Origin of the sequence: Vibrio coralliirubri, from assembly GCF_024347375.1 — a bacterium.
In the GTDB taxonomy this organism is placed as follows: Bacteria; Pseudomonadota; Gammaproteobacteria; order Enterobacterales; family Vibrionaceae; genus Vibrio; species Vibrio coralliirubri.
Map to the genome: position 1 here is coordinate 1 of NZ_AP025470.1, position 23,649 is coordinate 23,649.

The following is a 23,649-nucleotide window of genomic DNA, read 5'->3' on the forward strand; positions in this document are numbered from 1 at the left end:
GTGTCATCTTCGCTTTGGTTGCAGTGTTTGCAACAGCTTCAAGAAGAGTTACCAGCTACAGAATTCAGTATGTGGGTTCGTCCGTTACAAGCGGAACTCAATGACAATACTCTAACTCTATTTGCACCGAACCGTTTCGTACTCGATTGGGTTCGTGATAAGTATCTAAATAGCATTAACCGTCTGCTGCAAGAATATTGCGGTAACGATATCCCACATCTTCATTTTGAAGTGGGAAGCAAGCGTGTGATTGCACCAAAGCCAGCGACACCGGCACCAACTCAGACTCGTACTGCAGCTGATGTGGCCGCTGAGTCATCAGCACCTGCGCAATTACAAGCTCGTAAGCCTGTCCATAATATCTGGCGTGATGAAGAGCCTGTCGCGGTTGACTTGAATCACCGCTCAAACGTGAACCCAAAACATAAGTTCAATAACTTTGTTGAAGGTAAGTCGAACCAACTGGGTTTGGCTGCGGCACGTCAGGTTTCTGATAACCCAGGTACAGCCTACAACCCGTTGTTCCTATACGGCGGCACTGGTTTAGGTAAAACACACTTGTTGCATGCGGTGGGTAACGCCATTGTTGATAATAAGCCGAATGCGAAAGTGGTTTACATGCACTCAGAGCGTTTTGTTCAGGATATGGTAAAGGCCCTGCAAAACAACGCGATCGAAGAATTTAAGCGCTACTACCGTAGTGTTGATGCATTGCTTATCGATGACATCCAATTCTTTGCTAATAAAGAGCGTTCTCAAGAAGAGTTCTTCCATACCTTTAACGCGCTGCTTGAAGGCAACCAACAGATCATCCTAACGTCTGACCGTTATCCCAAAGAGATCAACGGGGTAGAGGATCGTCTTAAATCTCGCTTCGGCTGGGGTTTGACGGTTGCGATTGAGCCACCAGAGCTTGAGACGCGTGTTGCGATCTTAATGAAGAAAGCAGAAGACCACCAAATTCACCTTGCGGATGAAGTAGCGTTCTTTATTGCGAAGCGTCTACGCTCTAATGTTCGTGAGCTGGAAGGCGCATTGAACCGTGTTATTGCGAATGCAAACTTCACTGGCCGCCCGATCACGATCGACTTCGTGCGTGAAGCACTGCGTGACCTACTTGCACTGCAAGAAAAACTGGTCACTATTGATAACATTCAAAAGACAGTAGCCGAGTACTACAAAATCAAAGTTGCTGATCTATTGTCTAAGCGTCGTTCTCGTTCTGTTGCTCGTCCACGTCAATTGGCGATGGCACTGGCGAAAGAGCTAACAAACCACAGCTTGCCTGAGATTGGCGATGCATTCGGTGGTCGTGACCACACGACGGTACTGCATGCTTGTCGTAAGATTGCTCAGCTGCGTGAAGAGAGCCACGACATTAAAGAAGATTATTCGAACTTGATTCGTACCCTTTCTTCTTAATACACAGTATTCTTAACCTTAATAAGCAGAATCTTGGCCACGTACTATTACGCAGTGCCATTTAGACCGTAAGAGCAAGATATGAAATTTACCATTGAACGTAGTCACCTGATTAAGCCATTACAACAAGTATCTGGCGCACTCGGTGGCAGGCCAACGCTTCCAATTCTAGGAAACCTACTGATTAAAGTAGAAGATAACGTGTTGTCGATGACAGCGACGGATCTAGAAGTTGAACTGATCAGCCGTGTAACGCTTGAAGGTGATTTCGAAGCGGGCAGCATTACCGTACCTTCACGTAAATTCCTAGATATCTGCCGTGGATTGCCAGATAACTCAGTGATCACTGTGGTATTGGATGGTGACCGTATTCAGGTTCGCTCTGGTCGTAGCCGCTTCTCATTAGCAACATTACCTGCGGCAGATTTTCCAAATATTGAAGACTGGAGCAGTGAAGTTGAAGTGTCAGTGACACAAGCTGAACTTCGCGGTCTTATCGAGAAAACACAATTCTCAATGGCGAACCAAGATGTTCGTTACTACCTCAACGGTATGTTGTTTGAGATTGAAGGCTCTATCCTGCGCAGCGTGGCGACCGATGGTCACCGTATGGCAGTATCTCAAGCACAACTGGGTGCGGATTTTGCTCAGAAGCAGATCATTGTTCCTCGTAAAGGTGTTCAAGAGCTAGTGAAGCTATTGGATGCACCTGAACAGCCAGTAACACTGCAAATTGGTAACTCTAACGTGCGTGCTGAAGTGAACAACTATGTCTTCACTTCTAAGCTAGTTGATGGTCGTTTCCCTGATTATCGCCGCGTAATGCCGCAAAATACCACCAAGACACTTGAAGCTGGCTGTGATGAATTACGTTCAGCATTTTCTCGTGCCGCGATTCTGTCGAACGAAAAATTCCGTGGTGTTCGCGTTAACCTTGCGGATAGCGAGATGCGTATTACCGCGAACAACCCAGAGCAAGAAGAAGCAGAAGAAGTACTCGATGTTAACTTCGACGGTGATGCGTTAGAGATTGGCTTCAACGTAAGCTACGTATTGGACGTTCTGAACACACTGCGTTGTGAACAGGTTCGTATCTCAATGTCAGACGCCAATGCGAGTGCTCTTATCGAGAACGCACAGGATGACAGCGCGATGTACGTTGTTATGCCAATTCGCTTATAAGCTGCCCTATGTTGACCTACCGAGTCGTGATTGAAGATTAATATGAAGACGTTATGCCTTTATCGCGCTTAATCGTTAAGCAGTTTAGAAATATTGAAGCCTGTGACATTCAACCGTCATCAGGCTTTAACTTTCTTATAGGGGCTAACGGAAGCGGCAAAACCAGTGTCCTTGAAGCGGTGTATCTGCTCGGACATGGTCGCTCGTTCAAAAGCTCCTTAACCGGTCGTATCATTCAAAATGAGTGTAGCGAACTGTTTGTCCATGGCCGTTTTATGACCTCGGATCAATTTGAGCTGCCAATTGGCATTAATAAGCAGCGCGATGGCACCACAGAGGTTAAAATAAGCGGTCAAACTGGGCAAAAATTGGCTCAGTTAGCTCAAGTCTTACCTTTGCAGTTGATTCACCCCGAAGGGTTTGATTTACTAACCGATGGACCTAAGCATCGCCGAGCATTCATTGATTGGGGAGTCTTCCACAGTGAGTCGGGCTTTTATGATGCGTGGGGCAGGGTAAAGCGCCTCAATAAGCAGCGAAACGCCTTATTGAAAACGGCAACCCACTATCGAGAGCTGAGCTATTGGGACCAAGAATTGGCCCGTTTAGCAGAAAGCATCAGTCAGTGGCGTGCCACCTACGTTGATCAGCTCAAAGAAGTCGCCGAAGAAATCTGTGCGACCTTCCTTCCTGAGTTTGAGATAAAGATTAACTACTATCGTGGCTGGGACAAAGACACCCCGTACGCCGAGATATTAGAAAAGAATTTTGAAAGGGATCAGCAGCTTGGTTACACCTTTAGTGGGCCAAACAAAGCGGATCTGAAGATAAAAGTGAACGGCACTCCAGTGGAAGATGTCTTGTCACGAGGTCAATTGAAGTTGATGGTGTGCGCGCTACGAGTAGCACAAGGGCAACACCTCACTCAAATGACAGGTAAGCAGTGCATCTATTTGATAGATGACTTCGCTTCCGAATTAGATAGCCAACGCCGAGCACGTCTTGCTGAGTGTTTAAAGGCGACCCAGGCTCAAGTTTTTGTAAGCTCTATTACCGCTGATCAGATTGCAGATATGCATGACGAAAATAGCAGGATGTTTCATGTGGAACATGGCAAAATAGAGCAAGGATAATTAGTCAGAGAGTAACTATGTCAGATAATTACGATTCATCGAGTATTAAAGTACTGAAGGGTCTGGATGCGGTACGTAAGCGTCCTGGAATGTACATTGGCGACACGGATGATGGTACCGGTCTGCACCACATGGTTTTTGAGGTGGTAGATAACTCTATTGATGAAGCGCTAGCTGGTCACTGTAATGACATCATTGTAACTATCCATGAAGATAGTTCAGTGTCTGTGAGCGATGACGGCCGTGGTATTCCAACAGAATTGCACCCAGAAGAAAACGTATCAGCAGCAGAAGTAATCATGACGGTTCTTCACGCTGGTGGTAAGTTCGATGATAACTCGTACAAGGTATCTGGTGGTCTGCACGGTGTTGGTGTTTCAGTAGTTAACGCACTTTCTAAGCAAGTTACTCTTACTATCCATCGCGGTGGCAAAATCCACACTCAAACCTACAGCCACGGTGAGCCTCAAGCGCCACTAGCGGTTATCGGTGACACGGATAAAACAGGTACAGAGATTCGTTTCTGGCCGAGTGAAGAAACCTTCACTAACATCGAGTTCCATTACGACATTTTAGCTAAGCGTCTACGTGAGCTATCATTCTTGAACTCAGGTGTGTCAATTAAGCTAATTGACGAGCGCGAAGAAGACAAAATGGATCACTTCGAATACGAAGGCGGTATCCAAGCGTTTGTTGAACACCTTAATACGAATAAAACGCCAATCATCCAAAAAATCTTCCACTTTAACTCTGAGCGTGAAGACGGTATTACCGTTGAAGTTGCGATGCAGTGGAATGATGGCTACCAAGAAAACATCTACTGTTTCACCAACAACATCCCTCAACGCGATGGTGGTGCTCACTTAGCAGGTTTCCGTGCGGCGCTAACGCGTACACTGAACAGCTTCATGGACAAGGAAGGCTTTTCTAAGAAAGCGAAGACTGCAACCTCTGGTGATGATGCTCGTGAAGGTCTGACGGCGATTGTTTCTGTTAAAGTACCTGATCCTAAGTTCTCAAGCCAAACTAAAGATAAGCTGGTTTCTTCAGAAGTGAAGTCTGCCGTTGAATCTACAATGGGTGAGAAGTTGTCTGAGTTCCTTATTGAGAACCCAGGTGAAGCGAAAACAGTTTGTTCTAAAATTATTGATGCAGCACGTGCTCGTGATGCAGCGCGTAAAGCTCGTGAAATGACTCGTCGTAAAGGCGCATTAGATTTAGCGGGTCTTCCAGGTAAGCTTGCTGACTGTCAGGAAAAAGATCCTGCACTGTCTGAACTATATATTGTGGAAGGAGACTCTGCTGGCGGTTCAGCTAAGCAGGGGCGTAACCGTAAGAACCAAGCAATCCTACCGCTGAAAGGTAAAATCCTTAACGTAGAGAAAGCACGTTTCGATAAAATGCTGTCTTCTCAAGAAGTCGCAACGCTAATCACAGCTCTTGGTTGTGGTATTGGCCGTGACGAATACAACCCAGATAAACTGCGTTACCACAACATCATCATCATGACCGATGCCGATGTCGATGGTTCTCACATCCGTACCCTGCTACTGACGTTCTTCTACCGTCAAATGCCAGAGCTGATTGAACGCGGCTACATCTACATTGCTCAACCGCCACTTTACAAAGTGAAGAAAGGTAAACAAGAGCAGTACATTAAAGATGAAGATGCGATGAACCAGTATCAAGTATCTTTGGCTTTAGACAATGCAGAACTGCACGTAAACCCTGAAGCGCCAGCATTTGCAGGTGAAGGTTTAGAGAAGCTTGTTCAGCAATACAATGCAGGCATCAAGCTTGTTGATCGTATGAGCCGCCGTTACCCACGCGCATTGGTTCACGAACTGATTTACGTTCCTCGTCTAACGGCTGAACAGTGTCATGATGACGCGGCAGTTGAAGCTTGGGGTAAGCAGCTTGTTGAGCAGCTAAACGCGAAAGAAGTAGGTGCGAGCCAATACAGCCTTGAAGTTGAAAAACACGAAGAGCTAGGCTTAAGCGTTCCTAAGATTGTGGTTCGTACTCATGGTGTGACTCATGAGCACGTACTGAGCATCGATCTTATTAACTCTAAAGAGTTTGGTAAGCTAGCGGACCTTTCTGAAGCTCTTGATGGCTTGATTGAAGAAGGCGCTTACATTAAGCGTGGTGAGCGTACTCAGGAAGTTTCTAGCTTCGTTGATGCTCTAAACTGGTTAGTGAAAGAGTCTCGTCGTGGTCTAAGCCTACAGCGATACAAAGGTCTAGGTGAGATGAACCCTGATCAACTTTGGGAAACCACAATGGATCCTGAAACTCGCCGTATGATGCAAGTAACCATTGAAGATGCTGTTGGTGCTGATCTGTTGTTTACGACGCTAATGGGTGACCAAGTTGAACCTCGTCGTAACTTCATCGAAGAGAACGCATTGAAGGTTGCTAACCTTGATGTATAGATTTCTTTAGCAATAAAGAAACTTAAAACCATAAAAGCACTGCCCATTGGCGGTGCTTTTTTATGTCTGTTCGATATGACGACCTGCCGTGGCGAGGAAGTACTTCCCGGATAAAAGTCCTACCTCGTAGTCATGTTCAAGTGCATGCTGTGGGCTTCCCAGCAATGTAGAGTGCAGCGCTTTGTCTGGATGAATCTCATAGATGGTCGCGTCTTCTGGCGGGTTACTCAAAAAGTCTTGAGTCGTACGGTAATGGGCTTCGTGCTTGAGTAACAGATCTACCATTGCTTTAGCTTTTGTTTTCCCTAACAACTTACTGTATTTGCACATCCAGCGGTGATCAAAAGACGTTGAGATAGGTACTGTCCGAATCACCACAATATGTTTATAACCCCGTTTATAGGCTTCTTGTGCTGGGATCGGGGCGGCAATGCCACCATCAAGCCACTCTTCATCATTCGCTTGAATTGCCTTTGGGCTGATAAAGGGAACCGCACATGAGGCTTTGAGAGCGTCCTGCCAAGCGTGTGAATCTAAGTCAAAATAGGCTGGCTCGTGACGAGTCGCGTGGGATGCACAGGCAAGCACCTGACAACTCTTCATATTGTCATGACCTGACTGCCAGTTGAGCGGCAAGCTTGTTTCGGTTTGCTCAAGCAACCAGTCTAGGTCTAATCCTTTCTTTTGTAGTAAGAACTTATAGGTATCGAAGAATTCAGGGCTGGCTGTTGCTTCTGTGATGACACGATAAGCATGGCGATGTTGCCCGCATATATAGGATGCTAGGTTAAGAGAGCCCGCGGATGTGCCAATCATCAATGAAAACGGATTAAAGCCTTGTTCGAGAAAAGCATCTAACACGCCCGCTGTAAAAATTCCGCGCTGGCCGCCGCCTTCCGTTACCAGAGCCACCTTATCTATGTGGATATCTAGGTGCGCCAAGGCATCGTAAGAGTGGAGTGCGTAAGATATATGTGTAGAAGACATTAGAATTGCCACCAAAAGCGATAAAAAAGGATTCAACCTGATTAGGATATGACCAATGGTGGTTAATTAAAATTAAGTAATATTTATATAGCGTTTGGTTTTTCTTAACTAAAAAGTTGAATCAAGCTGCTTGAAAAGCGCTTTGTGGCACCACATATCTATTTATGAAGAGGATGACTGTCTTGCTCAAAAGAGAAGAAACAGAACCTTCATTTACGCTAACGAAGTATCGCTCAATAGAGGATAACTTTGGCAGCACACAACTTAAAAATTGATTCATTGCCATGTCCCAGCGTTGTCGCCAATAGAGGCGAAACCCGAGGAATGCGAATTGAATCTCTTAGCTGTTTACTGGATCACACACAGGTTCGATCCAAGTAAAATTCGCAGCTAAGACTATTGCTTACTAAAAGGATAGCATTATGAGAACTGTAGATTTCACTCCACTTTACCGCAACGCAATCGGCTTCGATCGTCTATTCAACATGATGGAAGCGAACACATCGAAGAACTCTTCTGGCGGTTACCCTCCATACAACATCGAGCAAAAAGACGAGAACAACTACCGTATTACTATGGCAGTCGCTGGTTTTGCTGATGACCAATTAGATCTGACTCAGAAAGAGAACATGCTAATTGTGAAAGGTGAGCGTAAAGCAGAAGCAGAGAAAACCTTCGTATACCAAGGTATCGCAGAGCGCGATTTCGAGCGTAAATTCCAACTGGCTGACTACGTAAAAGTGGTAGGTGCAAGCATGGAAAACGGTCTTCTTCACATCGACCTAGAACGCGAAATCCCAGAAGCGATGCAACCACGTAAGATTGCTATCAATGGTAATAGCCTACTAGAAGGTTAATTACTGTTAGCTCCTTAGAGCTAAAAAATATCGGGAAGTAAAAGTGAAAGAGCACCTCATGAGGTGCTCTTTTTGTATTTGACCTACGGTAAGCTAAAAGCTCTTATTACTGCTCTGAGTAAGCCTTTTTCACTTCTTCAGCAATGATAGCAATGCCTTTCTGCATCGCCTCATCATCTTGCACGTAGTTCATACGCAAGCACTGGTGAGCATGATCCCACTCGTCTTCTTGACCGATAAAGAAGTATTCACCCGGAACAATCAATACGCCGCGAGCTTTAAGGCGGTCGTACAGTTCCATTGTGGTGATCGGTAGCTCATCAAACCATAGCCATAAGAAGATAGCGCCTTCAGGTTTGTGAATACGGAAGCGAGGGTCGTCGATAGCGTCTTGTAACAGTTCAACTGCACGTAGCGATTTGTCTTTGTAGAAAGGCTTGATCACCTCACTGCTCAAGCGCAGTAAATCGCCTTTTTCAATCATGTGATTGGCAATCGCAGGGCCGACACTGTTTGGCGCTAAGCTGATGATGCCATTCATGTTGGTCAATGCTTGTGTTACTTCTTCACTCGCAATCACGATACCGCAACGCACACCTGGCAAACCAAGCTTAGAAAGGCTCATGCACAGAATCGTATTTTCATTCCAGAACGGTTCGACATCTTCAAAGATGATGTTTGGAAACGGCAGGCCGTAAGCATTGTCGATCAGCAGTGGGATGTTGTTTTCACGCGCCAGTTTATCCAATTTACGTACTTCTTCGTCGGTCAGTACGTTACCCGTTGGGTTGGTTGGACGAGATGCACAGATAGCCGCTACTGAGTCATCAACCTTTAGTTGTTCAAAATCGACGTGGTATTTGAACTGGCGGTTTTCTAGCAGCTCGATCTCTGGGTGGTAAGAGATAAAGATATCGTCATCAATACCCGCGTCGCCGTAGCCGATGTATTCCGGTGCGATCGGCAGTAGGATTTTCTTGTGCGAACCGTCAGGCTGTTGGCCTGCTAGCAGGTTGAATAGGTAGAAGAAGCCACTTTGACTGCCATTAGTCAGGCTGATGTTCTTCTCGCTGATGTCCCAACCATAGGTCTCTTTCAGCATTGCTGCTAACGACTTGATGAAGCTGTCTTTACCCTGCGGACCATCGTAGTTGGCGAGGGCGGCGATGAGTTCTCCACTGGCGAGCATGTCGGCACTGGCTTGGTTAAAGTAATCGAGCATGGCTGGGATAGCGGCTGGGTTGCCACCACCGAGCATGATAGCGCCAGGAGTGCGCAGGCCATCATTCAAATCATCCATTAAACGAGTGATTCCAGAGTATCGATTAAACTTTTCGCCAAACTTAGAGAACTGCATTACTAATTTTACCTAATTCATTGTGATTGCTTGTTACGTGTAATTAAGGCAGACCTTATGTCTGCCATCAGTGTATTCCTTGAACATACCGCAATGTTTTTGCGACGCATAGCGCCAAATGCTCTAACACGTAAAAAACTTCTATAAAGTTTGGTTAATGAGTAACAGCTTGCTTATTGAACGCACCTTTAACAATAAAAAAGGAGAAGCCTAAGCTTCCCCTTTAGTTTCTGGTGTTTATGTTAATGAAGGTTTAGTTCGAACCGGTATAAACGACTAATACCTTGTCATCTTGGTATTGGCGTTCGAACGCATAGTAGCCCTTGCTGTTACGGATGATGTGCTTACCTTGGGCTACCGCTGGGTGGCGTTGGCGGAATTGGCCAAGCGCTTGCCAGTGTTCTAGCAGCTCTGCACGTTCGCCAGTGATTTGATCCCAAGGCATGTCTGAGCGTGTGCCTTGCATTGGATCAGAACCCGTTGGGCCAAAGTCTCGGGCGATTTCATCGCCGTAATAGATCTGTACCGCACCGGGAGCTAGCATTAATGCGTTTGCTGCCTTGGTCTGTTTCGCAAAGTCGCTACCGTGTTGTGTCCAGAATAGTGAGGTATCGTGAGACGATAGGTAACTCAGTACATTGAATTCGCTGTCGTTGTTGATCTTCTCTGCATAACGAAGGTAATCAGCATCTAGATCGGATAGGCATTTAAGCGCCTTAGGTGCGATATCGCTCTGGAATTCAAAGTTGATAATCGAATCAAAGCCATTCGCGAAGTAATCTGATTTGACCACGCTGTGTGCCCATACTTCGCCAGTCATCCAGAAAGGTAAGTCATCCAAGGCCTTGTCTGGGTTGTTCTGCTTCCACTCGGCAAGTGCCTGGTTAGTGTTCTCTTTAAGCTCTGCCCATGCTTCGAGTTCAACGTGTTTAGCGGTATCGACCCTGAAACCATCGACACCATATTCGCGTACCCAATCCGATAACCAAGTGATTAAATGGTCACGAGGTGTTTTGAGTTCATCGGTCGCGCTGGTGGATTTATTGCGATAGAAGTTAGGCAGTCCGGTTGTCTCGGTCGATTCTGTTTTAAAATCGGGTAGGTGCGCCAAAGACATGGTGAGGTTATTGTAGCCCGGAGAGTCATAGGCGCCGATATCGCTGCGCAGCCAAGCTTTGCCCCACCACTTTTCCCACGCTTCTTTGTCGCTGTAAGAGATGTAGTTGTTGAAGTAGTGCCAATTTTGACCTTTAGCGGGCTGCCAGTCTGTCCAGTTTTCGCCAAGTGTTTGTTTGGCTTCTTCGTCCGTTAGGTTGAGCTTACCAAAATCAAACTCTTGCATGTCGGCAAGCGTCGCATAGCCGGTGTGGTTCATTACTACATCCCAAACAACGCGAATGCCTTTGCTGTGCGCGGTATCGATGAAGGTTTTCAGCTCGTCTTCGGTGCCCATGTTGTCATCGAGCTTAGTCCAATCTTGATGGTAGTAACCGTGGTAGCCGTAATGTTTGAAGTCACCGCGATCACCACCGCCAACCCAGCCGTGGATTTGCTCTAACGGAGATGTTATCCAAATAGCATTAGCACCGAGTGATTCTATGTAATCGAGCTTTTCGGTTAAGCCTGCCAAGTCACCACCGTGGAAGGTGCCGATTTCGTCTTGTCCATCTTGGCTGCGACCGTAACTGTTGTCGTTGTCAGGATTACCATTGTGGAAACGGTCAGTCATTACGAAGTAAACCGTGGCGTTATCCCAACTAAAGTCAGCTTTGGTTTCTGGTTCTACTTTCTCAAGCAGCAGAACACCTTGGCTGTTTTCTGCAGGCTGCATGGTGACGCTGCCATTCGTTACTGTGACTTGTTTGCCTGAAAGAGCGTCTCTTACCACGGTGCCATCATCAAAGGTTTGAGTAACATCGATGGTGGTTGGTTGGTCACTGGGTACAGGACAGGCAAAGCTTTGAACTTGTTGCTGCTTCGGCTTTATCTGAACCGTGAGTTCATTGGTCTGTGGGTTGAGCGTGAATTGATAAGTGTTAGCGCGAAAGACTTTTATGGCGATCTCAGATTTCTCGGCACAGTCGTCTAGGCGAAGGGGTTTATTGAACTTGATGCGACTCTCTTCGGCCAGCGCATAGTTAGTGCCACAGGTATTTTGAGTATCGCTGATAGAGAAGGTATAGCTACCTTTCGCGAGTTCCTGTTCTGCAATCACGGTGCCTTTACCGGATGATTCGAATACGACAGTGTCGTTATCAATCGTTAGTAATAGGTTGTTGTCACTGGTTTGGCTGCATGCGCTGAGTGCGAGCATTGAAAGCGCGAGTACTGTTTTTTTCATTGTTCCCTTCCCCTGAATAAACAGGTCAGTTATAGCAAACAATACCCTCTACAGTCTGAGTGCTGTTTCATTCAGTTAATCAATAATACCTCTACAAACAAATGCTTGGTTCACAAAAACAAAAAGGGAAGCTTTCGCTTCCCTTTGGGGGTTTACCGTTAATTACTCAGAGTATGACTTAGAGTATGACTTAGAGTAACTGTCTCACTTGTGCTTATTTTTGCAGTAGAGAGATGTCAGCAATCTGTAGGAACAGGTTACGTAGGTTGTTCAGTAGCGTTAGACGGTTCTTCTTAAGCGCTTCGTCATCAGCCATAACCATTACGTTATCGAAGAATGCATCAACAGGTTCACGTAGATCAGCAAGCTTGCTTAGGGCTTCTTGGTAGTTGCCTGTTGCGAATGCTGGTTCTAGTGCTTCTGTCATTACTTCAACGTTTTCAGCCAGCGCTTTCTCTGCATCTTCTTGAAGAAGAGCAAGATCGATTTCAGCTGGTAGCTCGCCATCGAATTTAGCAAGGATGTTACCTACACGCTTGTTCGCTGCTGCTAGTGCTTCTGCTGCTTCCAGTTCACGGAAGTGAGAAACCGCTTTAACACGTTGGTCAAAGTCAGCTGGCTTAGTTGGACGACGTGCTAGTACCGCTTGGATGATATCAACGCTGAAACCAGCATCTTGGTACCATGCGCGGAAACGACCTAGCATGAAGTCGATAACGTCAGCTTCTACGTTTTCGTTAGTTAGCTTGTCGCCTAGTAGCTCTTTCGCTTTACCGATCAGATCGGTTAGGTCTAGGTTGTAGCCGTTTTCAACGATGATACGAAGCACACCTAGTGATGCACGACGTAGCGCGAATGGGTCAGAACCTTTTGGTGCTTGGCCAATACCGAAGATACCAACGATAGTGTCTAGCTTGTCTGCCATTGCTACTGCTGAAGAGATACCAGTGCTTGGTAGATCGTCACCCGCGAAACGAGGCATGTACTGCTCGTAAAGTGCCAGTGCAACCTGCTCGTCTTCACCATCATGTGTTGCGTAGTGCATGCCCATCACACCTTGAGTATCCGTAAATTCGAATACCATTGATGTCATTAGGTCACACTTAGCCAGTAGGCCAGCACGCTTAGACTTTTCAACGTCAGCATCGATTTGCTCAGCAATGTAGCCTGCAAGCTCTGTGATGCGGTCTGTTTTGTCTTTGATAGTACCCAATTGCTTCTGGAAGATAGCTTGGTCTAGTTCAGCAAGACGGTCGATAAGCGGGCGCTTACGGTCTGTGTTGAAGAAGAATTCAGCATCAGCAAGACGTGGGCGTACCACTTTCTCGTTACCTTCGATAACGTGACGAGGCTCTTTAGACTCGATGTTTGATACGAAGATGAAGTTTGGTAGTAGTTTCTTGTTATCATCGTAAACAGGGAAGTACTTTTGGTCACCTTTCATGGTGTAAACCAAAGCTTCAGAAGGGACTTTCAGGAACTCTTCTTCGAACTTAGCTGTAAGTACTACTGGCCATTCAACCAGAGACGTTACTTCTTCAACAAGGTCATCTTCTAGGTCAGCTGTACCGCCAACCGCAGCTGCCGCTTTTTGCGAATCAGCAAGGATGATCGCTTTACGCGCTTCGTAATCTGCCATTACTTTACCGCGCTCTTCTAGGATCGCAGGGTATTGGTCAGCAGAGTCGATTGTGAACTCTTGTTCGCCCATGAAACGGTGGCCACGGATAGTACGAGCAGATGCTACGCCTAGGATTTCGCCTTCAACAAGCTCATCACCTAGTAGTACTGTCAGTGTTTTTACTGGACGGATAAATTGAATGTCTGAGTTACCCCAGCGCATTGCTTTAGGAATGGGTAGGCCAGCCAGTGCTTTCGCAGCGATGTCCATCACCAATTCTTGAACTGGTTTGCCAGCTACTTCTTGTTTGAAAAGAAGCCACTCGCCTTTGTCTGTTTTTAGACGGTCAGCTTGCTCAACAGTAATACCGTTACCACGAGCCCAACCTTGTGCTGCTTTGGTCGCGTTGCCTTCAGCATCGAATGCCACAGAAACAGCAGGACCACGTTTCTCAACCACTTTGTCTGCTTGGCCTTCAGCCAGTGCAGTTACTTTAAGTGCTAGACGACGAGGTGCTGCGTACCACTTGATGCCTTCGTGAGAAAGCTCAGCCGTTTTAAGGCCCGCTTCAAAGTTAGAAGCAAATGCTTCTGCTAGAGAACGAAGTGCTGTTGGTGGAAGCTCTTCCGTACCCAGTTCAATTAGAAAATTCTTCGCCATGATTATTTGTCCTTCTTACACATTGGGAAGCCAAGCGCTTCACGTGACGCGTAGTACGCCTCAGCAACTGATTTAGTCAGGTTGCGGATACGAAGGATGTAACGTTGACGCTCTGTTACAGAGATAGCTTTGCGCGCATCAAGGATGTTGAATGCGTGGCCTGCTTTTAGAATGCGCTCGTAAGCTGGAAGCGGCAGTGGCTTCTCAAGCTCAAGTAGCTCTTTACACTCTTTCTCGCACTGGTCGAAGAAAGTGAATAGGAAATCTACGTCTGCGTGCTCGAAGTTGTACGTTGATTGCTCAACTTCGTTTTGGTGGAAGATGTCACCGTAAGTCACGTTAGAACCGTCTGGTGCTACGTTCCAAACTAGGTCGTAAACAGAATCTACTTCCTGGATGTACATTGCTAGACGCTCGATACCGTAAGTGATCTCGCCAGTTACAGGCTTACACTCTAGGCCGCCAACCTGTTGGAAGTAAGTAAACTGAGTTACTTCCATGCCGTTTAGCCATACTTCCCAACCAAGGCCCCATGCGCCTAGTGTTGGGTTTTCCCAGTTATCTTCAACGAAGCGAATGTCGTGAACAAGTGGGTCAACACCAAGAACCTCTAGGGAGCCTAGGTACAACTCTTGGATATTGTCTGGCGATGGTTTTAGCGCTACTTGGAATTGGTAGTAGTGCTGCAGGCGGTTAGGGTTTTCACCGTAACGGCCATCGGTCGGACGACGAGAAGGTTGAACGTAAGCTGTAGACATTGGCTCTGGGCCAAGTGCTCGTAGACATGTCATAGGGTGAGAGGTGCCTGCACCTACTTCCATATCTAGAGGTTGAACAATGGTACAACCGTTTTGAGCCCAGTAATCCTGCAGCGCGAGGATCATTCCCTGGAAGGTTTTGATATCGTATTTTTGCATAGTCAGGTTCGCGCGATTCTTTTAAATGAATGAGAAAATAACCTCTGAGTATACCGAGATATTCGTAAAGCGAGTAGGGGTAATCTTGTTTAATTAGTGGTCTAAAATGTCGTTTAGTGGATTTTTTTGCCTTTAATGTTTGTTTTTCGGTACAAGTAGATATTTTGATAAGTTTGACACTTGTGTTTGAAAGCGTGGGTGATTAAAATCTCGCGGTCTTTGGGGAGTAGCTTACTTATTCATATCCTATTGAATGAGTTCGTTCGTCAACATAATTGATGCAAAATCATCATGGCGTTCGAGGCAACCACCACCTTGGTGGCGCTTAGCAAGACCTTAGACAAGCATCGTGAACCGGGATGGGGCGCGAGGTTTGTCTTTGGTTAAATATAATAATCTCCATCCCAAATGAGCATGTCGTGAGCGTTTTAGCAATTTCAATTACAACTGTCGCCTTAGCCGAGATCGGTGATAAGACCCAGTTGCTATCCCTTTTATTAGCCAGTCGATATCGAAAACCGATACCTATCATTGCGGCTATCTTCTTTGCCACCATTGCCAATCATGCCCTTGCTGCATGGCTCGGGGTTGTGGTCGCCGAGTATCTTTCACCTGAAGTATTAAAGTGGGTGCTGGTGGTCAGTTTCATCGCTATGGCGGGCTGGATTCTGATTCCGGATAAGTTGGATGACGATGAGCAGATCTCAAACCGAGGCCCGTTTGTCGCCAGTTTCATCGCCTTCTTCATTGCTGAGATCGGTGATAAAACCCAGATTGCGACCTCTATTCTAGGGGCTCAATACTCTGATGCATTAACGTGGGTGATTCTGGGTACTACGATCGGTATGCTGCTGGCGAATGTGCCTGTGGTGATCATCGGTAAGCTCTCTGCGGATAAGATGCCTCTTGATCTGATTCGTAAGATCACAGCCTTGTTATTCGTGGGTTTAGCTATCGCTGCGGCTTTCTATTAACAGCTCGTATTGAGTCTTATTATACTCAATCAGTAGAGTAATGTGTTGTAGGTCATACTCTTACAGTATTGTGGGGTTTATCGAGCGAATGGACATATAACTGTCATACTTGTCATGATATTTTAATCTTGTGAGTTAAGAACACGAGGGCATGATTATGTTGACGCGTTATATGGGTATTACTCCACAAAGCCAAAGTTATCTTTTTACCTTTGGTCTTGCACTTACACTATTAGGCATGGTGTTGACGGACATGTGGCTGCCAATGGTCGCGGGTGCCATCATCATGACTGCACTTGCGGTAGAGGCTTGGATTCGGGTCGCGCATATTATTCCGATGCGCAAAGATATCCGAGAAATTCAGCATCAGCTCGAGCATCTGCAAAACAAGTCTAGAAGCGAATAAACAAAAAGCCGCTCGTACTCTGAGTTCTGTTTAAGAACATAAGGTACGAGCGGCTTTTTTGATACTTGATAGTCGGTGGGGCGTTACGCCTCCAATCCCTTTCTGATCAAATACTGGTAAGGCAACGTTTCTGTTGCTTGGCCTACCAACTGGTGATCCATGAATCGACAAAAGCTCGGAATATCTCGAGTTGTCGAAGGATCGTCAGCTTTTACCAGTAACACATCGCCATCCTGCATGTTTCTAATTGTCTTCCTGACCATCATTACTGGTTCCGGGCAACGCAGGCCTTCAGCTTCTAAAGTATGGGTTGCCAGTTCAGGTTTGAATGTCATGGTTTGTATCTCTATATCTATCTAACGAGTGAATAATACGTCTGCAGAAAAAATATGCAATAAGTGCTTGGCAAACAGAATCATTTCCTATAACTTAGTTAACAAGTTGATAACAACTTGAAGCAAAGGCAACTAGCTAAGGAGTGGCGATGTTGACAGGATTAGATAGATTAACAATTTATTCGGTTCTCTGTTTTATTTCTTTTTGTGCGTTGGTACTACGTTCATCGACAGAGACCTCACTGATGCCTATTTTTGGCATAGTAGCAACGATTATTGGTATTTGGGTAGAGATGCGCCGTTGGCAAGGCATAGCCGAAGAGCAAGAGCACTAACCCGAATACAACAAGCTAATTCCGATACGACAACATTCCGACACTATCCCCAAATTTTCTTGGGCTTCCCCGCGTAATTGCGGGATTTTTTTTATCTAAAGCATGCTATAAACAACTTAGTGACTAATGACAATCGTATACAGCTAGGTAAGTGGCGTGGAATTAGAAGACATCTATCGTAGAGACCTTAATTTATTGGTCGCTTTAAAGGTATTGATTGAAGAGGGTAGCGTAAGCCAGGCTGCGCTTCGTCTTAACTTAAGCCAATCGGCGACCAGCCGAGTACTAGGGCGTTTAAGAGAATTACTAAACGATCCGCTGTTTACACGCCAAGGTCAGCACCTTATTCCTACCAAGAAAGCACTCGAGATCAGTCAACGTATTGATCAGCCATTGGAGTCTTTTCGCCAATTGCTGAGTCCGAGTGACTTTGATCCTTACTATTGCAGCGAACGTTTCCTGATCGCAACCACCGACTATGCGATGCAAACCATCTTGCCTTATGCGTTGCCGAAGATTTATGAACAAGCACCCAATATCTCTTTGGAGTTTGCTCCGTTGCAGCATGAGCATTTGTTTAAACAGCTCAGCACAGAACGCGTTGATATGGCGATTTGTAGACCGAGTGGCAGTATTGCACCACTTCATCAAGAAGTCTTGGGGCCGGTTGGTGTGTCGTGTCTATTATCTAAAAATCACCCGTTGGCGGATCAACCTTTAAGCCTTGAAGACTATGTTTCGCTCCCACATGCGATGATTGCTATTAGTGATGGTGTTAAGGCTTTATTAGACAACGCGTTAGCCAATCAACAGCCTCGTAAAATGGTGTTGCGTGCTTATCACCTTGAAGCCGCATTGGCGATTGTCGATAGAATGCCATTAGTGATTACTGTACCTGCTGATTTGGCTTATTTGGTGGCAGAGCGTTATGACTTGGTTGTTAAGCCATTACCATTTGAATTTATGCCGTTTGATTACTCACTGATCTGGCACTCACGCTGTGATTCTTCTGCTTCACAACAGTGGTTAAGAAGAGTGGTAAAAGAAGAGTGTGGTGAGCTCATTCAAAAACGAATTGCGGATGTAGGTTTGGGTTAACCGGGGCTGAGTCTGGGTTCACTTGACCCGAATGACAAAAACGCAAAAGGGCTGATAAAAATCAGCCCTTTTGCGTTTTGGGTTATCCAAGCCTAAAGCTGTTGCTTAAGGTTTGATAACTTTATGTTTGAGGATCTATAGTTTAATGACTACGCGACCAGTGATTTGACCGTTAGTGATGTCTTCTGCGGCTTGAATTGCACCGTCTAAAGACACTTCTTTGGTTGCTTGAGCGTAGAAAGATTCTGGTAGTAGCTCAGCCAGTTGTTCCCACGCTTTAATGCGTTTTTCACGAGGGCACATTACAGAATCCACACCTTGTAGGCGAACATTACGCAGAATGAATGGCATTACCGTAGTTGGTAAGTCAAAACCGCCTGCTAGACCACACATCGCAACTGCACCGTTGTAATCAATTTGCGCCAATACTTTAGCAAGCACTTTGCTGCCTACCGTATCGATAGCGCCAGCCCACAGTTGTTTCTCTAGTGGTTTTGCTGGTTCTTCTAGTTCAGCACGCTCTACAATACGTGTCGCGCCTAGTGATTTAAGTAGTTCACCGTTTACAGAAGCACGGCCAGTCACTGCTGCCACTTTGTAGCCCAGTTGGTTTAGTAGAGTGATAGATACGCTACCTACGCCGCCACTTGCACCTGTTACTAGGATTTCACCGTCTTCTGGTTTGATGCCTGCATCTACGATAGCTTGCACACAAAGCATTGCTGTGAAGCCTGCTGTACCGATCGCCATGACTTTCTTAGCGTCTAGACCTGCTGGCATTGGCACTAACCAATCACCGTTTAGGCTCGCTTTTTCAGCCATGCCGCCCCAGTGACCTTCACCAACACCCCAACCCGTTAGAACAACTTCGTCGCCTGCTTTGTAGCGTGGGTCATCAGATTGTGAAACCACACCTGAAAGGTCGATACCAGGAACCATAGGGAAGTTACGAACAATGCGCCCTTTGCCTGTAATCGCCAAACCATCTTTGTAGTTCAAAGAAGAGTAGCTAACATCAATCTTCACGTTACCTTCTGGTAATTGAGACTCTTCAATTTGAGAAACTGACGCGATAGTTTTTTTGTCTTCTTGGTTTAGTACAAGTGCTTTAAACATGATCTGCTCCGTGGAGGAATATTAGGAAACTGAAGTAACTTTAGTTGAATCATCCGAGAAAAAATAATGAAACATCAACATTGAATATATGCGTTTTGTGCATAGATGTCAGGGTTGGTTTTTCTCTCGTTGAGTTCGCTGAACGCAACCGATTCATTGTTGGATGCCAAGTAATAAAAAGTGCAGCTATATAAATATAGCTGCACAAAAGATTACCCTTCAAGTATTTATTACAGTCAGTAAACGCTATGGGCGTTCAAATACCGTTGCAATACCTTGGCCTAAACCAATACACATAGTCGCCAAGCCGTATTTCACGTCTTGTGCTTCCATCAGGTTGATTAGCGTTGTCGAGATACGAGAACCAGAACAGCCTAGTGGGTGACCAAGAGCAATCGCACCGCCGTTAAGGTTTACTTTCTCGTCAACCACATCCAGTAGACCTAGGTCTTTCGCACATGGAAGAGATTGAGCAGCAAACGCTTCGTTTAGCTCAATCACACCCATGTCTTCAATGGTTAGGCCTGCACGTTTAAGTGCTTTTTGAGTTGCTGGTACTGGACCGTAACCCATGATTGAAGGATCGCAGCCAGCGATAGCCATCGACTTAACGCGAGCGCGAATCTTAAGGCCAAGTGCGTTAGCTTTCTCTTCGCTCATGATAAGCATCGCAGAAGCACCGTCAGACAGAGCTGATGAAGTACCTGCTGTTACCGTGCCGTTTGCTGGGTCAAATACAGGACGCAGCTGAGATAAGCCTTCAACTGTTGTCTCTGGGCGAATGACTTCGTCGTAATCAAGAGTGAACAGAGAACCGTCTGCAGCGTGAGCTTCGGTTGGTAGGATTTCATTTTTGAAACGACCTTCAACCGTTGCTGCTTGAGCGCGAGCATGTGAGCGTGCTGCGAATGCATCTTGGTCTTCACGGCTAATACCGTGCATTTTACCTAACATCTCAGCGGTTAGACCCATCATGCCGGCCGCTTTCGCTACGTGTTTTGACATGCCAGGGTGAAAATCAACACCATGGTTCATTGGTACGTGTCCCATGTGTTCCACACCACCAATCAGGCAGATTTCAGCATCACCCACCATGATAGAGCGAGTTGCATCATGCAGAGCTTGCATAGATGAGCCACATAAACGGTTGACCGTCACCGCACCAATCTCAATCGGTAGACCAGCAAGCAAGGCAGCGTTACGTGCAACGTTGAAGCCTTGCTCTAGTGTTTGTTGTACACAACCCCAGTAAATGTCTTCAATTTCGACAGGGTTTACTTCTGGGTTGCGCTCTAAAATGCCTTTCATCAAATGTGCCGACAGATCTTCAGCACGAGTGTGACGGAAAGCTCCACCTTTGGAACGTCCCATTGGGGTACGAAGGCAATCAACAACAACTACATTTTTCATTTTGCTATTCCTTTTCCAAATGTGGGTTACAGAGAACTGGCTTGTTGGCTGTCGTAAAAGCTTTCGCCCTTCGCTGCCATATCAAGCAATAGTTGAGGAACTTGGTACATTGCACCTAAGTCTTGGTAGCCTTTCGCTATTTCAACGAAGTTACCAATACCCACACTGTCTAAGTAGCGGAATACGCCGCCTCGGAATGGAGGGAAGCCTAAACCGTAAACCAGTGCCATATCCGCTTCTTGCGGTGTCGCGATGATGCCTTCTTCTAGACAAAGTACTACTTCGTTGATCATTGGAATCATCACACGTTGGATAATGGTCTGGTCATCAAAGTCTTGTGGCTGTTGGCATACGTCAGCCAAGATAGGAAGAATGTCTTCAGAGAAGGTCTTCTTAGGACGACCGCGTTTGTCTACGCTGTATGTGTAGAAACCGCTGCCGTTCTTCTGGCCGTATTTTTCAGCAACATAAAGCGCGTCAATCGCATCACGACCTTGTTTACCCATACGCTCAGGGAAACCTTGCGCCATTACTGCTTGTGCGTGGTGTGCTGTATCTAGGCCCACAACGTCTAGCAAGTATGCAGGGCCCATCGGCCAACCGAACTTACGCTCCATCACTTTATCGATCTTGGTGAAGTCAGCGCCGTCACGTAGCAACATGCTGAAACCGCCAAAGTAAGGGAAAAGTACACGGTTAACGAAGAAGCCTGGGCAGTCGTTAACAACGATAGGGGATTTGCCCATCTTCGCTGCGTAAGCGACTACGCGATTAATGGTTTCTTCTGAAGTATGCTCGCCACGGATGATCTCAACCAAAGGCATGCGGTGTACTGGGTTAAAGAAGTGCATGCCACAGAAGTTTTCTGGGCGTTTTAGAGATTTTGCTAGCAGGTTGATCGGAATCGTTGAGGTGTTTGATGTAAGAACGGTGTCTTCACCCACGAGACCTTCAACTTCACTCAGCACTGCTGCTTTTACTTTAGGGTTTTCTACAACGGCTTCTACAATCACATCTGATTGCTCAACACCTGCATAATGCAAACTTGGAGTAATAGAAGACAGAATACCTGCCATCTTGAATCCATCTAGGCGACCGCGTGATAAGCGTTTATTCAACAGCTTAGACGCTTCGTTCATACCAAGATCAAGAGATGCCTGTGCGATGTCTTTCATCATCACTGGCACGCCTTTCAATGCAGACTGGTAAGCAATACCGCCGCCCATGATGCCAGCACCAAGTACTGCTGCGCGTTCAGTCGCTTTATTCGCAGATTTACCAGCCTGTTTTGCTAAGCCTTTAATGTATTGGTCATTTAAGAACAGGCCAACCAGTGCTTTCGCTTCTTCAGATTTTGCTAGCTTAACGAAGTGTTTACGTTCGATGTCGAGTGCTGCATCGCGATCGCTACGTGCTGCTTCTTCAATCGCAATCACAGAAGTAATCGGAGCTGGGTAGTGAGGCCCTGCTTTTTGAGCCACTAAGCCTTTAGCCATGGTAAAGCTCATCATCGCTTCGAGTTTGCTTAGTGAAAGCGCTGATGTTTTTTGTTTACGGCGTAATTGCCAGTCTAATTTTTCATTAGCAGCCAGTGAAACGGTGTTGATTGCCGATTCTAGTAACTGGTCTGTTTCAACAATCGCATCTAACAAGCCAACTTTAAGCGCTTCATCTGCACGGCATGCTTTGCCTTGCGTGATAATTTCCATTGCGCTGTCAGCACCGATAACACGAGGTAGGCGCACACAACCACCAAAACCAGGCATGATGCCAAGTTTGGTTTCAGGTAGGCCAATGCTGGTGGTCTTGTCACCGATACGGAAATCAGTAGCGAGTACACATTCACAGCCGCCGCCAAGGGCATGGCCACGCATCATTGAAAGAGTTGGGACAGGAAGGTCTTCGAGCTTGCTGAAGATTGAATTAGCGAATCTTAACCATTCATCAAGTTCTGCTTCTGGCTTAGCAAATAGGCCAAGAAATTCAGTGATGTCTGCGCCTACAATGAACGCGTCTTTGTTTGAAGTTAAGATTAAACCACGTAATCCTGCGTGAGCATTAAGAGCATCTAACGCTTTATCTAGTGATTCTAAAGTAGCAAGGTCGAGTTTGTTTACAGAGGCTGGTGCACAGAAGCTTAATTCCGCAATACCATCTTGTAATTCCTTTACCTGTAGGGTGTTAGCTTGGTAAATCATTGTCTATCTCCATGACATACAATCCACGATTGTTTGAGAGAATCTTGTTATCTTTCTATTATTGTAGAATACCTGGTAAGACCAGTTATCTTAGTCTGTACCTCTGCTTGATTAATTTCAATACATTTTTTAAACAATTGTTTAACATTGTGCGATAGCACAGATCCTCTAACCCTTATTATTCACGCGTGATACACTTCGTCGCTCTTATTAACTAAGTTAACGATATGAATGAACAGCCTTATTTAATACCGTCTGCGTCGGCTCTGTTTGAAGAAGAGATAAAAAAGAGCGTCTTTATTACGCATCTTGCACATACTCCAAGTGTAGAAGCTGCAAAACAGTTCGTAGAACAGGTGAAAAAAGAGCATTCTTCAGCACGACATAACTGTTGGGGTTTTGTGGCTGGGCGACCTGAAGACTCAATGCTTTGGGGCTTCAGTGATGATGGTGAACCCTCAGGTACAGCGGGTAAGTCGATTTTGGCGCAACTGTCTGGTTCTGGTGTTGGCGAGTTAACGGCTGTAGTCACTCGTTATTCTGGCGGAATCAAGCTTGGTACCGGTGGTTTGGTTAAGGCTTATGGTGGTGGCGTACAACAAGCTCTCAAGCTGCTTCAAACTATCGAGAAAAAAATAACCACAAAATTACGGCTAGAGTTAGACTATGGCTTTGTGCCGATCGCACAATCCATCATGGCTCAGCATCAGGCTGTTGAGGTCCAAGCGGATTATGGTGTTCAAGTTGAGCTTATTATTGAAATAGAGCTCCTTCAGGTAGATTCGTTTACCCAAACCATGATCAATAAAAGCGGTGCTAAGGCACTGGTAACGAAAGTCAAAGACAACTAGGAAGTGTGAAGCAT

General features: G+C 46.0%; 19 protein-coding genes and 1 riboswitch. Of the genes, 10 read left to right on the forward strand and 9 right to left on the reverse strand.

Translation table 11 applies throughout. From position 1 onward, the window contains the following. From dnaA to gyrB, 4 genes are all read left to right on the forward strand, one after another. The gene (dnaA, locus tag OCV20_RS00005; RefSeq protein ID WP_019825569.1) at nucleotides 1-1,422 is read left to right on the forward strand and encodes a chromosomal replication initiator protein DnaA; all 1,422 of its coding nucleotides are present in this window, start codon (nucleotides 1-3) and stop codon (nucleotides 1,420-1,422) included. An 81-nt stretch (nucleotides 1,423-1,503) separates the two neighbouring features. Then, nucleotides 1,504-2,604 (forward strand): DNA polymerase III subunit beta, encoded by a 1,101-nt coding sequence (gene dnaN / locus OCV20_RS00010; protein WP_017058809.1) that lies wholly within the window; start codon nucleotides 1,504-1,506, stop codon nucleotides 2,602-2,604. 53 nt (nucleotides 2,605-2,657) lie between these two features. Continuing rightward, nucleotides 2,658-3,737, forward strand: coding sequence for a DNA replication/repair protein RecF (gene recF / locus OCV20_RS00015; protein WP_019825571.1), 1,080 nt, complete (start codon nucleotides 2,658-2,660; stop codon nucleotides 3,735-3,737). Nucleotides 3,738-3,754: 17 nt separating this feature from the next. Next, nucleotides 3,755-6,172: a DNA topoisomerase (ATP-hydrolyzing) subunit B gene (gyrB, locus tag OCV20_RS00020; RefSeq protein WP_048611241.1), complete on the forward strand. Its 2,418-nt coding sequence runs from the start codon at nucleotides 3,755-3,757 to the stop codon at nucleotides 6,170-6,172. A gap of 60 nt (nucleotides 6,173-6,232) precedes the next feature. Here the strand turns inward: gyrB and OCV20_RS00025 are convergent, their stop codons facing one another. Continuing rightward, nucleotides 6,233-7,159, reverse strand: coding sequence for a patatin-like phospholipase family protein (locus OCV20_RS00025; RefSeq protein WP_086775432.1), 927 nt, complete (start codon nucleotides 7,157-7,159; stop codon nucleotides 6,233-6,235). Between the two features lie 422 nt (nucleotides 7,160-7,581). Here OCV20_RS00025 and OCV20_RS00030 point away from each other — a divergent pair, with 422 nt between their 5' ends. Continuing rightward, entirely contained in the window at nucleotides 7,582-8,016 is a 435-nt protein-coding gene (locus tag OCV20_RS00030) for an Hsp20 family protein (protein WP_009848140.1), read from the forward strand. 106 nt (nucleotides 8,017-8,122) lie between these two features. Here the strand turns inward: OCV20_RS00030 and OCV20_RS00035 are convergent, their stop codons facing one another. From OCV20_RS00035 to glyQ, 4 genes are all read right to left on the reverse strand, one after another. Beyond that, nucleotides 8,123-9,373: a valine--pyruvate transaminase gene (locus OCV20_RS00035; RefSeq protein ID WP_048611244.1), complete on the reverse strand. Its 1,251-nt coding sequence runs from the start codon at nucleotides 9,371-9,373 to the stop codon at nucleotides 8,123-8,125. A gap of 253 nt (nucleotides 9,374-9,626) precedes the next feature. Next, a complete protein-coding gene (locus OCV20_RS00040; protein ID WP_086775431.1) occupies nucleotides 9,627-11,714 on the reverse strand; it encodes an alpha-amylase in 2,088 nt (695 codons plus the stop codon). A gap of 214 nt (nucleotides 11,715-11,928) precedes the next feature. Continuing rightward, entirely contained in the window at nucleotides 11,929-13,995 is a 2,067-nt protein-coding gene (gene glyS / locus OCV20_RS00045) for a glycine--tRNA ligase subunit beta (protein WP_050052763.1), read from the reverse strand. 2 nt (nucleotides 13,996-13,997) lie between these two features. Further along, nucleotides 13,998-14,912 carry a glycine--tRNA ligase subunit alpha gene (gene glyQ, locus OCV20_RS00050; protein ID WP_017632669.1) on the reverse strand — a complete coding sequence of 305 codons (915 nt, stop codon included), beginning with the start codon at nucleotides 14,910-14,912 and terminating at the stop codon, nucleotides 13,998-14,000. A 209-nt stretch (nucleotides 14,913-15,121) separates the two neighbouring features. After that, nucleotides 15,122-15,297, forward strand: a riboswitch (yybP-ykoY riboswitch). A gap of 34 nt (nucleotides 15,298-15,331) precedes the next feature. Here glyQ and OCV20_RS00055 point away from each other — a divergent pair. Together OCV20_RS00055 and OCV20_RS00060 are read left to right on the forward strand one after the other, a co-directional pair. Continuing rightward, complete coding sequence (locus OCV20_RS00055; RefSeq protein WP_086775430.1) at nucleotides 15,332-15,886, forward strand: TMEM165/GDT1 family protein; 555 nt, start codon at nucleotides 15,332-15,334, stop codon at nucleotides 15,884-15,886. A 151-nt stretch (nucleotides 15,887-16,037) separates the two neighbouring features. Next, nucleotides 16,038-16,292 (forward strand): hypothetical protein, encoded by a 255-nt coding sequence (locus OCV20_RS00060; protein ID WP_017058818.1) that lies wholly within the window; start codon nucleotides 16,038-16,040, stop codon nucleotides 16,290-16,292. Between the two features lie 83 nt (nucleotides 16,293-16,375). Here OCV20_RS00060 and tusA read toward each other — a convergent pair whose 3' ends face one another. Further along, nucleotides 16,376-16,627, reverse strand: coding sequence for a sulfurtransferase TusA (gene tusA / locus OCV20_RS00065; RefSeq protein ID WP_004736675.1), 252 nt, complete (start codon nucleotides 16,625-16,627; stop codon nucleotides 16,376-16,378). Between the two features lie 149 nt (nucleotides 16,628-16,776). Between tusA and OCV20_RS00070 the strand changes: the two genes are divergently transcribed. Both OCV20_RS00070 and OCV20_RS00075 read left to right on the forward strand, forming a co-directional pair. Further along, on the forward strand, nucleotides 16,777-16,962 hold the full coding sequence (locus OCV20_RS00070) for a hypothetical protein (protein ID WP_004736674.1): 186 nt from the start codon (nucleotides 16,777-16,779) through the stop codon (nucleotides 16,960-16,962). A 156-nt stretch (nucleotides 16,963-17,118) separates the two neighbouring features. Further along, the gene (locus OCV20_RS00075) at nucleotides 17,119-18,060 is read left to right on the forward strand and encodes a LysR family transcriptional regulator (RefSeq protein ID WP_004736673.1); all 942 of its coding nucleotides are present in this window, start codon (nucleotides 17,119-17,121) and stop codon (nucleotides 18,058-18,060) included. Nucleotides 18,061-18,195: 135 nt separating this feature from the next. Here OCV20_RS00075 and acuI read toward each other — a convergent pair whose 3' ends face one another. From acuI to fadB, 3 genes are all read right to left on the reverse strand, one after another. Next, nucleotides 18,196-19,176 carry an acrylyl-CoA reductase (NADPH) gene (gene acuI / locus OCV20_RS00080; protein ID WP_019825590.1) on the reverse strand — a complete coding sequence of 327 codons (981 nt, stop codon included), beginning with the start codon at nucleotides 19,174-19,176 and terminating at the stop codon, nucleotides 18,196-18,198. 246 nt (nucleotides 19,177-19,422) lie between these two features. Next, complete coding sequence (fadA, locus tag OCV20_RS00085) at nucleotides 19,423-20,586, reverse strand: acetyl-CoA C-acyltransferase FadA (protein ID WP_017058821.1); 1,164 nt, start codon at nucleotides 20,584-20,586, stop codon at nucleotides 19,423-19,425. 26 nt (nucleotides 20,587-20,612) lie between these two features. Beyond that, a complete protein-coding gene (fadB, locus tag OCV20_RS00090; protein WP_086775429.1) occupies nucleotides 20,613-22,784 on the reverse strand; it encodes a fatty acid oxidation complex subunit alpha FadB in 2,172 nt (723 codons plus the stop codon). 227 nt (nucleotides 22,785-23,011) lie between these two features. Here fadB and OCV20_RS00095 point away from each other — a divergent pair, with 227 nt between their 5' ends. After that, complete coding sequence (locus tag OCV20_RS00095) at nucleotides 23,012-23,635, forward strand: YigZ family protein (RefSeq protein ID WP_086775428.1); 624 nt, start codon at nucleotides 23,012-23,014, stop codon at nucleotides 23,633-23,635. The last annotated feature ends 14 nt before the right edge of the window (nucleotides 23,636-23,649 follow it).